Origin of the sequence: Rahnella perminowiae (assembly GCF_019049755.1) — a bacterium.
GTDB classification, from domain to species: domain Bacteria; phylum Pseudomonadota; class Gammaproteobacteria; order Enterobacterales; family Enterobacteriaceae; genus Rahnella; species Rahnella perminowiae.
The window spans coordinates 1-9442 of the sequence record NZ_JAFMOS010000439.1 but is presented as its reverse complement, the minus strand read 5'-3'; the positions used below and the strand labels follow the sequence as shown (position 1 = coordinate 9442).

The 9442-nt window shown below is 54.2% G+C and carries 10 protein-coding genes and 1 pseudogene; 2 read left to right on the top strand and 9 right to left on the bottom strand.

Features of this window, described 5'->3' with window-relative positions; genetic code table 11:
* The 3 genes and pseudogenes from J1785_RS07175 to J1785_RS07165 all read right to left on the bottom strand — a co-directional run.
* Nucleotides 1–433 (bottom strand): annotated as a pseudogene (locus J1785_RS07175) (VirB10/TraB/TrbI family type IV secretion system protein); the annotation flags it as partial.
* Nucleotides 430–1317 (bottom strand): P-type conjugative transfer protein VirB9, encoded by an 888-nt coding sequence (virB9, locus tag J1785_RS07170; RefSeq protein WP_217147100.1) that lies wholly within the window; start codon nt 1315–1317, stop codon nt 430–432. The gene virB9 and the pseudogene J1785_RS07175, both read right to left, overlap by 4 nt.
* Nucleotides 1317–2000: a VirB8 family type IV secretion system protein gene (locus J1785_RS07165; RefSeq protein ID WP_209635815.1), complete on the bottom strand. Its 684-nt coding sequence runs from the start codon at nt 1998–2000 to the stop codon at nt 1317–1319. Before J1785_RS07165 ends, virB9 begins: the two co-directional genes overlap by 1 nt.
* Here J1785_RS07165 and J1785_RS07160 point away from each other — a divergent pair.
* Nucleotides 1999–2193, top strand: coding sequence for a hypothetical protein (locus tag J1785_RS07160; protein ID WP_217219120.1), 195 nt, complete (start codon nt 1999–2001; stop codon nt 2191–2193). The two genes, J1785_RS07165 and J1785_RS07160, sit on opposite strands and share 2 nt — an antisense overlap.
* A gap of 29 nt (nt 2194–2222) precedes the next feature.
* On the opposite strand, the gene J1785_RS07155 is transcribed toward J1785_RS07160, so the two are convergent.
* A complete protein-coding gene (locus J1785_RS07155) occupies nt 2223–3254 on the bottom strand; it encodes a TrbL/VirB6 family protein (RefSeq protein WP_209635813.1) in 1032 nt (343 codons plus the stop codon).
* 220 nt (nt 3255–3474) lie between these two features.
* Here J1785_RS07155 and J1785_RS07150 point away from each other — a divergent pair, with 220 nt between their 5' ends.
* A complete protein-coding gene (locus tag J1785_RS07150; RefSeq protein WP_217147102.1) occupies nt 3475–4470 on the top strand; it encodes a hypothetical protein in 996 nt (331 codons plus the stop codon).
* 13 nt (nt 4471–4483) lie between these two features.
* Here J1785_RS07150 and J1785_RS07145 read toward each other — a convergent pair whose 3' ends face one another.
* From J1785_RS07145 to J1785_RS07125, 5 genes are all read right to left on the bottom strand, one after another.
* Entirely contained in the window at nt 4484–5203 is a 720-nt protein-coding gene (locus tag J1785_RS07145) for a TrbJ/VirB5 family protein (RefSeq protein WP_209635809.1), read from the bottom strand.
* Nucleotides 5204–5226: 23 nt separating this feature from the next.
* Nucleotides 5227–7983 carry a VirB4 family type IV secretion/conjugal transfer ATPase gene (locus J1785_RS07140; RefSeq protein ID WP_217219119.1) on the bottom strand — a complete coding sequence of 919 codons (2757 nt, stop codon included), beginning with the start codon at nt 7981–7983 and terminating at the stop codon, nt 5227–5229.
* Between the two features lie 11 nt (nt 7984–7994).
* Nucleotides 7995–8273: a TrbC/VirB2 family protein gene (locus tag J1785_RS07135; protein ID WP_217147109.1), complete on the bottom strand. Its 279-nt coding sequence runs from the start codon at nt 8271–8273 to the stop codon at nt 7995–7997.
* A complete protein-coding gene (locus J1785_RS07130) occupies nt 8273–8920 on the bottom strand; it encodes a lytic transglycosylase domain-containing protein (protein ID WP_217147104.1) in 648 nt (215 codons plus the stop codon). Before J1785_RS07130 ends, J1785_RS07135 begins: the two co-directional genes overlap by 1 nt.
* 77 nt (nt 8921–8997) lie before the next feature.
* Nucleotides 8998–9216, bottom strand: coding sequence for a hypothetical protein (locus J1785_RS07125; protein ID WP_102118974.1), 219 nt, complete (start codon nt 9214–9216; stop codon nt 8998–9000).
* Nucleotides 9217–9442: the final 226 nt, after the last annotated feature.

The window sequence follows — 9442 nt, the reverse complement described above, 5'->3', positions numbered from 1 at the left end:
GGGGGGGTGGGGCCGGTGGCTGGGTGGGTGCGGGAGTGACGGTCTGGCTGGCAGGGGCAGTGGCTTTCTGTCTTTCCGGCCCGAACAGGCCAAACGGGTTACTGTCCATGCCCAGATTTTTACGCTCCTGCTGCGCAGCCCCGGCAGAGTGTGGCGGCGCGGTGTCGGCTTCTTTCTCATTACCCCCTTTCAATGCACTGAAAATCCGATCGCCGCCGGATGCCAGGGCGATCACCAGCGCCAGACTCAGCAGGCTGACGATCAGCGTACGGCGACCGGATGCCTTACGAAAACGGCTCACTTCCGGCTGGCCGGGTGGTGTTTTCTGCTCCGGCTCCTGATACGCCATTGTCGCACGGGCGCGTTCGCGGGCTTCCGCTTCCCGCTCTGCGGTGGTTTTTTCCGGTTCATCCGGGACAGGTTTATCGGTCATTTCGCCTCCAGCGTAACGGACGGTGAAACAGTGTCGCTGCGGGTTATCGGGATGCGCCCGAATCCGTCGTTTTCGATCCCCACCACCGAGGTGCCGTAACGCAACACCAGTTGTGGCGCTGCCGGCACCACCATCACGGTGTAATTACCCTGCTTAACTGTCCGGGGCGTGAGCGCCTGCTCCCGTCCGTTAACCACCCGGAAAACGGAAGGCAGGGTTCTGATGGGGGAAAAACCGATATATGCAAAACGACCATCGTCCCAGGCAAAATCCGGCGCGATGGAGGTCGAACCGGCGGCGACCCGTTTGGTGTAGCGCCAGTTGCGTGGCATGCTGGCCTCTCCGAATGCCGCTGCTATTTGCTGCTTCTCCTGTCTTTCACGCTGCTGCGTCTGACGCGCGGCGCTGGCGGCGGCGGATTGCTGGCGAACCTCGGCCGGATAGTGGTAACGGATAACGAACGCCTGCGCGGGGGAATCGTGGTCCAGCACGTTCAGCTCCAGGCTGTAATCACGCTTTGAGGTCACCACGAAGAGGTTGGTCTTCCAGTCCTTTGCCGTGGGCAAAAATACCTGGCTGACGTTGTTGCCGCTGGCGTCCGTCACCGGCTGGGTGATGGGGTTCGGGCTGACGCCCACCCGGTTATCACTTTTCGTTACCGTCCAGCCTTTTGGAAAGCCCGCTTGCGCATCAATCACAGCTTCATCGTCGTCAAACAGCAGCGTGGTGACATAGCCAGGGCGGGTATTCACCACGGTGGCGTTCTGGCTGTTATACGATACGTTCTGCATCCGGCTGTCATAGGCGCTGCCGCGCGGGGTGGCGGCGCTCCATGTCGCGCATGACGCCAGTAAGCCCGTCAGGAGCAGGATGTTTTTCAGCATTATTCGCTCCTCAGTTCTTTATCGCGCTGGTAGCTGGTGACGATAAAGCCCAGCGGATTCACTTCCCGCTGACTGTCCGTCAGTTGCTGATGCGGTACATAGCGGTAAGTGAGGCGGATATTCCAGAAGTCCGTTTTCACTGAATTATCAGAAATACGGCGAAGGGTACGCTTGATACGCAGGGTTGCCAGGTTATCCTGCCCGGTGGCAGGCGCGTGCACATTGGAAATAATGTCGATATAGACAACATATTCGGCTTTATTAAAAACAACGTCCGGTGCCTGGTCGCCGTTAAACCCGTCAAGATAAGCCCGGTTCACGCTGTCGCTGTTAAATAATTGTACGTCGTCATAATCACGCTGGAGGGAGAAATAGTTATACCCTTCGCGGAGTCTGACATAGTGTGCCGCCAGTGAATGGGCCAGCGCTTTTTCAGACGCAATATCCCGCTCTTTAATGCGGGTCATATACTCATAACGGCCGGTCTGTTTATCCACCGACCACAATTCAATGTCAGTGGTTTTCAGCGGCAGCAGAATAATAATGGCCGTAATTGCCAGTGCAGCCAGAATCAGCCCGGCAGCGGCCACCCGCCAGGCGGTTTTGCGGGAACGCTCTTCCTTTTCCAGCAGGATGGATTCAAAAGAGCGCGAGACATTAATGATACGCTGAATATCAGACATGGTGAGTCAGCTCCTGAATGATGGCGGGGGAATTAACCGGCTGGGGATCGCCGGACACCGGCGGGAGGTCGCCCTGATGCTGCGCGCAGCCCGTAAGCGCGCACAGCATCAGAAGCAAGATGGTGAATTTCATGGAAGCCTCTTATCGGATAAATGCAGGAAGGCCGCACCGCTGGCAGAGGCCACGGCGTGACGGAGAAAAGAAATTAGCGGTCGGGAGGATTAAAGGTGACGCTGCTGATTCTGGCGCTTCATGCTTTCGATGGCGGTGGCACGTTTCTGCCAGGCGTTCACGGCTTTGCCCGCACCTGCGCCAATGAACCTGCCGGTTGTCGCGGCTGCTGCCATGCCACCTTTGGCGGTCAGTCGGCCCCCGGCCTTTATGCCGGGTCTGGCGACGTCGGCAGATTTGCTCACCAGCCCGCTAAGTCCGCTCATGGTTGCACCCTGTAACACGGCCTGTACGGCGGCACCGCTCAGCGCAGTGGCTATTTTCGCTGAAAAATACACCACGACGCCCGCGGCAATTCCGGCCAGCAAACATTGCGCCGCCAGGGTCACCATATTGCTTTCAGCAGACGTTGCTGTGGCGGTATCCAGTATTTTATTCAGGTAGTTGATGGCGATCCGGACAGACAGGGCAGAGAACATGATCGTTAAGATTGCGGTAAATATTGTTTTCAGCCAGTTATCAAACATGGGTTTAAGAAAACCGTACAGCAGGCAGAAAATAAAGAGTGGGGCGGTGGTGGTCATTAACAGAATGGTGATTTCGGCGAGCAGGTTGACAAAGGTTGCAGCCAGTAACAGAACGATTGCACCGGCCCAGACCAGCACCTCGGCAAAACCGCCATTCACTTTAACGTAGGTGGAGGTATCGAGATTAAACAGCGTTTGCCCCAGCGCTTGTGCCTTTTCCCACACCGTGTCGAGCAGCGCCCAGACATTATCATCGCCACTGATGCCGTCCTTAAGCCCTTCAATGGCCACAATGATGGCATCCAGCCAGCCCTCGCGGTTTAAAACAAAAGTGGTGATCAGCAACATGCGCCCCACATCCCAGACAACATCTTCAACCGGTGTCTGGAGTTTGCCGCCAAGCGTCTGATACCCCCGATACGTAATAAATAGGGTGAAGGAACTGACGATAATCACACTGATCAGGGTGCCGTAGGTAGAGGACTGACCTTCTAACACGGCATTGAGTCCATCCATGATGTTTTTGTCCATACCAACAAAAATACCACCGGACATGGTGCCTCACTTCAGAAAAGAACAGATGGGGAATAAAAGATTAGTGATAGTCTCCTTTGCAAGGGGCGCCCAGACGTATTGCTCTGATCAGAGTTCTAGCAATCCATTAGAAAAACAGTAACAGTCCTACAAAATGCCAGACGTCTGCATTGGATTTGGCAGTGCGATCATTAAAATTGAGATTGGTACTATTCTCAGAACAGCGATAAGGCACTGAACCTTGAAAAACAAAATTGATCAGTTCAGAGATGGCGCTAAGGTCATCGAAATTTTAGATGTGGACGACCAGACGCCTTTACGTTTCATGTTTGGGACACCGGAAGGTCTTTATGTTGTAAAGGATAAAAGTATTTTCCTGATGCAAAAGGCCGATCACATCGATCCTGAGCGAACCAATATCAATGTGAGCGATGTTTATCAGAAGGTGTTTTCCTACGGTTTTGATAATCCGATTGTCGGGAAAATACTCGTTTCCGGCGAAAGGTTGTTTAGTTCCGGATTTATGAGAGATGTCATTTCGCAAGAAACAGCGATGGGACTCATCCTCAAAGGGACAGGCATCCTCTGTGAGATTCACGACCTGACCGAGAAGGTTTTCGAACAGATTTCAGAAGTCGCAGATGCGGGTGGGCCAAGCGGAAATAAAGGACAAAAGTTGCCTCATACGTCCAATCTGCATACAAACATTGACATTTATATAAGGCTAGCCGACAACCTACGACAGGTGTTGACCGATTTTCTTGTGTCAATTTATAAGCCGACGGAAGGAAAGAGGCTGCTGGAAAATCTGAGAACTACCATTCACCAAAAACACGGTGATATCCACGGATTCTGTGTGTTCTTCGACAAACTGATCTCAGTGATGTGCTTTATACGAGAGCTACGCAATGCCTGGGAGCATCCGAAAGCCGGTCAGAAAGTTGCCTGGAAAGACTTCACGATGAAACCCGATGGCAGGATTTATTCGCCGACAATCGAACTCATTAGCGATAAATATCCACAAGATGAGATGGATCTTGGTACATTTATGAAGCAATGCACCGCGATACTCATCGAGCAGTTGGAGGCCCTGATTGGCAACGCATGTGCTGCCAACTGTTCCTTCGGTGGCTTTAAATGTGGTGTGATGGAGTTACCTAAGGCGTGCCGTCCACACCCTGAAGCACGCTTGACCTGTGCAGTATTTCTCAATGGACAATGGCAACCAATCGGGTAGTTCTTTAACCTCCCTATAAAGAGTTCAGATCAGCAACGGGCGCAGTTAATTGCTGTTGCTGAAAGGCTTTCTGTTTTTGCTGTTCCAGCAGCGTTGCGCGCTGTTCAGTTTGTTTGACTGACATCTCCCACTGGCTGGTCAGCGCATTCAATTGTACGCTTTTGGCCGCGATGGCGTTAGCCAGGTCTTGTGACTCTTTCGAATCCTGCGCATTAGCAATACGGTCCGATAAATCTGATATATCGTCGAGCGTGCCCGTGATCTTGTTTTCAACCTCGGACGTATTTTCTATTGCTACAGCCTGATTCAGGATCATCTGTTTGCAACTGTCCAGATAGCGTTGTGAAGCGCTGGACGGGTTACAGGTATCGAACGTTTTATATTTGTTATACAAGCTATTAAGTTCAGACGAATATGACCCGCTTTGGTTGCTCAGCAGGTCATCCAGTGAAATACCGTTTTGACGAAGATTATCGATATCGGTTTTCAGACTTTTGGCCTCGCGGAGAAATGCCTGAACGTCCCGCACGCCCGTTGCTGTGGCTAATTGCTGCTTGTAGGCATCGAGTTCACTTCTATAGTGGGTGACGGTTTCCTGCCACTGCTGGAGTTTCTGGATCCACTGATTCATGGATTCGGTATTCTGTACGGCGTCGAATACCGGTATTCCGGCGCTCATCGCCTGGGTGGAAATACACAACGATAATGCCAGTATGATATCTCTGAACCGCATTTTCATTACCTCCGTCATGAATATTACAGGGCTTTTTTAAGGAAGGCGGCTTTCCAGTCATCAGGCTGCATTCCTTCCTGATACAGGGTGTCGAACAGTTTCAGGTTGTCTTCGCTCCCGCTCAGCATTTTGGTAAGTTTCCCGAGGCCCGATAAATCCATTTTCGCCATCGCCACAAACGGCCGGGTTTCACCTGCGCGTAACGGAGTTTTCAGAACCACCATAGAGCGCTCACCCGGATCGAGGTTTCTGACGATGTCGTACACGCTTTCAGGCACTTTCATCTTTTCCACGTAATCCGCCCGGCTGGCCTTCGGGTTGGCGAGAAAAATCTGCGTGCTGCACTGCTCAATAATCGCCGGAGCAATAGGGTGTTTGACGATTTCGTCAGGTGACTGGGTGGCGGGGACGAAGATGCCGTTCAGCTTGCGGATCACTTTCAGCATATTGAGCGAGAAGCGGGAAAATTCGACATCGGCCAGCCATTTCCAGAATTCGTCCATGAACATCACCAGCCGGCGACCATCCAGCAGGCCGGTGACGCGGTAAAGCAGATAAAACGTGATGGGGCCGCGAATATCGTCATCATCGAGAAATTCCGTACCGTCGATACCCACGTTATCAATGTTGCCGATGTTGCCGATGTTGAAGGTGTCCTCCTCATTGTCGAATACCCAGCCGAACTCGCCCCCCTGCGCCCATTGTTTAAGGCGGATGCGCAGCCCGTTGATGCGGGCGTCGGTGGTTGGCGGCTCCGGCAGGACTTCCAGCAATCGGGTGATACCGAACTTGCGGTATTCGGGCGGGTAGTCGAGCATAATGGTATCTACGGCGGCACTGATCCGTTCCTCATCGCGCGGATCGAGCGGCTTGCCGTTGCGGCGGCACAGCATGCGCACCAGTCGTTTGATAAAGCTGATATTCCGCCGGGTTGGGGCAAGCGAAAACGGGTTAAACCCGGTGGGCGTGCCGGTACGGATACGGAAGTAGCGTCCACCCATCTGGCGTATTGCCATCTCCGCCGCCCGGTCCTTGTCGAAATACACCGTTGTGAACCGCTGGATTGTGGCTGAGGCGGAGAACGTCGCCGGATTGCGGTACTTCTGCATCAGTTGCTGCATCATGGTCATCAGCATTGTTTTCCCAGAGCCGGTTTTCCCGATAATCGCTGTATTACCCGGCGTTTTTTCGTTGAAGTCATCCCGCCCACTCTGGCTGTCGTGCAGGTTCAGGTAATACCCGCCACCACCCGGTGATTTGAGGATGGCGATGGCGTCACCCCAGGGATTACCGCTCCGCTTGTGGGAATGAAAGTTGTGCAGGCTCGCCAGGTCGGCAAAGTTCTGGCTGCTGACGGCCACCAACCGCGGGCGTAGCGTATACACCCCCGGCAGTTGCGCCAGGTACGCAGCGGGCAGCGACAGCGTGGACAGCGTCGTCATGATGCCGAGGTCGGCGAAAGGCTGCGCCAGCGCGTTGGTATCCTTCACCACCTGCTCGGGGCTGTCTGAAGATACCAGCAGGGAGAAGTGGTATTTCCCGCAGGACACATGCCCGGACTGGAGCAGGTCACGCAGGACAATCAGCTCTTCCCGCTGTGAAATGGCGTCGTCGTCCGCCGAATTCAGGCGCTTTTCCGCCAGGCGAATATGCTTCTGCGCCTCATCGCGGGCCATGCAGGTGAAGGACTGCGTAAGCACATACTCGCTTTCGGCATACAGCAGCGCGTCCAGCAGGCCGGTCGCGGTTTCAGGCGAGTAATCTTTGATTTCCAGACTGCGAAAAAAACGGGAGCTGCTGACCGTCTGGCACTCGGCGGTGTCGGTGGTAAAAAAGACATCCGGCGTGCTTAATGTTTCATAAAACGGCGCACGCGTGACCGCCACCTTTTGCCACTGGCCGGTGAGCAGACGGTGATAAAAGGACAACTGGGCGGAATACACCCGCCCGTTGTCTTCATACATCCCCAGCGGCGTCGCCGTATAGCGGGACAGCGCGGAAGCCAGTGCCTCCCGGTATTCCAGCATCACTTTCAGAGCATCATCCAGCGCCGCTTTGCGTTTACCGGACGGCTGCGCCTTCATGGCCTTTTTCTCCAGCGGAGAGAAGGGCGCGTAGCAGAGGGTGAAAAACAGCCGGTGCCGCCAGAACGGTTTTTCGCTGATCGGCTGGTAATAAAGCCGGGTCACTTCATCAGAAAAGGGAATGCCTGAATTCGCGTCAAAGGCATCGTGGTATTTCTCCCGGATACGGTGAAGATAGAACGTGACCGGCAGGCCTTCATATGCGCGAATCACGTTATTGAGATGCGTCGCCATTAACGTCAGGTGATGTTCGTCCTCGCATTCAAAAACGGTGCCCTCCAGCTCCCAGCTGGCAACCAAATCACCCTGGCGGTTTCTGATGACGTGCGGGTGAATATGGGAGGAATACGGAATGTATTTATCCAGCGTAACGCGCTCGTTTAACTTCATTTTTTCAATAAACTCCGAGACGTCGACGGCGTCATAGCGGTTTGTCAGCAGGGCATTAGCACCAAAATGTTTATTGGTGCCAAACCGGCCACGGGTTTTAAAGGCCAGCCAGAGCAGCCCGAAATAGTGAATATCGGTTCTGGCCTTTGCCTTCATCTCCAGCCAGGCAGGGATAAGCAGTAATATCAGGTAATAGCTGACATAGACCGCCAGCAGGACGATGGCCCCGCTGACCATCACGAACGGCACGAGGGGAATGCCGGCTATGGCGGCAGGTCGCGTCAGCGCTTTGTTCAGCGTAGCCATCGTTGCCTCCCTTATGACGCCCAGTAGGCACCGAAACCTGACGCACCGACAATAAGGATGGCGCCAATGATGATGTTACGCATGTCATGCAGGCTCTTGCCGTCAAACAAGACTTTGTATCCCACCCACATGGTGGCCAGCGTGATGGTGACGGCGGCCAGCCCGAGCAGACCGGTAGAGGTGTTGCTCAGCGTCTCATTGGCTTTATTAAATCCGCTGTCTGCTGCCAGCACCGGGCTTGCCATTAACAAGGAAGAGAGGACGGGCCAGTCAGTCTGTTTTCGTTTCATCATTGTTCCTCCTGGGGGCTGGGAATGGGTAACGCGCCGCGTATCACGGCATTGGGGTAGCGCAGGGATGTCAGAACTGACGTAGCGTTATCGGTAAGCTCACCACGCAAGACGGCGGCGGGGTAATGGATTTCCGGCACGAGCTTTTCGGCGGTAGGCCGCTGCCGGTCTTCCCGCGTTGACGGTACGGCGTAGCCGATGCGCTGGATGTAGCTGGTCTGGTTAAACGCGGATTCCGCTTGCTGACCGGTCATGAAATTTCCCGAGTAGTAGCAACTGAGCGCACGCTTGAGGGAACCGCCGCGGCGGTAGCAGTCGGTGAGGATGTGCTCAAAGACGGACAGGTTGGTACAGGGGTCAAGAAGGTCGCGGGCGCTCACGCCGTAATGACGGAAATTGGTGCTGGTGATTTGCATCAGCCCGACCGAATAACGTCGGCCCTGTGCCGCCAGCCGTCCGGTGAGACTGAGGGCCTCATCCTTGCTTGTGGGGAAATGTGAAGTCACGCCTTTGCCACCGGGCAGGATTTCAGCGATGGCATACGGATTCAAACCGGATTCGACCCGTGCCACATCGAGTGCCGTAGACGGGTGAACGCTGGCGGCGCACTGCATGGACGCCGCCAGAAACACGGAGGTGGAAAGCATGGTGGCCTCGGAACGGTAAACCGGGCAACGCGTACCGCCATCTGACGGGACAGGGCCGGGAAAAGGGGGAAGGGCGGTTAAACGGGAGTATCCTGTGTCGCATCGCCGTCATCCCTGGGCTCAAGGAGCACCAGCTTTCCGGAAACGGCAATGCCGGGTGTCAGTACCACGTTCAGGCCGGGTTTACCGTGATGGGCAAAAGCCACGCCGACTTTAGTCCACCAGGTGTTTTTTTCACCCAGTGGGTCGGGCTGACTTTCCTGAGTGACAAATACGTGGTAAATGGGTTTTCGCATGGAATATCCTTTAATTAAAATAACAGTGCATGAAATAAATAGGTCACATCCCAATTCTGCATTCCGGTTTTAACGGGTCAGCGAGAACATTCAGCGGCACCCTGAATTGTGGTTATGTGACAGCCCGAACCTTATTTTTAAAGAACAATACCCGTTCCAAGAGAATTAATGTCAATACGGGTAACTATTATGTAATGACGTTTTCATGATCAGATATCCGGGGCGG

What these genes read in the sequence shown, in the direction of transcription:
- virB9 (WP_217147100.1), bottom strand. Translation starts at nt 1,317, where the DNA reads ATGCTGAAAAACATCCTGCTCCTGACGGGCTTACTGGCGTCATGCGCG.
- J1785_RS07160 (WP_217219120.1), top strand. Translation starts at nt 1,999, where the DNA reads ATGGTGAGTCAGCTCCTGAATGATGGCGGGGGAATTAACCGGCTGGGG.
- J1785_RS07165 (WP_209635815.1), bottom strand. Translation starts at nt 2,000, where the DNA reads ATGTCTGATATTCAGCGTATCATTAATGTCTCGCGCTCTTTTGAATCC.
- J1785_RS07155 (WP_209635813.1), bottom strand. Translation starts at nt 3,254, where the DNA reads ATGTCCGGTGGTATTTTTGTTGGTATGGACAAAAACATCATGGATGGA.
- J1785_RS07145 (WP_209635809.1), bottom strand. Translation starts at nt 5,203, where the DNA reads ATGCGGTTCAGAGATATCATACTGGCATTATCGTTGTGTATTTCCACC.
- J1785_RS07140 (WP_217219119.1), bottom strand. Translation starts at nt 7,983, where the DNA reads ATGGCTACGCTGAACAAAGCGCTGACGCGACCTGCCGCCATAGCCGGC.
- J1785_RS07135 (WP_217147109.1), bottom strand. Translation starts at nt 8,273, where the DNA reads ATGAAACGAAAACAGACTGACTGGCCCGTCCTCTCTTCCTTGTTAATG.
- J1785_RS07130 (WP_217147104.1), bottom strand. Translation starts at nt 8,920, where the DNA reads ATGCTTTCCACCTCCGTGTTTCTGGCGGCGTCCATGCAGTGCGCCGCC.
- J1785_RS07125 (WP_102118974.1), bottom strand. Translation starts at nt 9,216, where the DNA reads ATGCGAAAACCCATTTACCACGTATTTGTCACTCAGGAAAGTCAGCCC.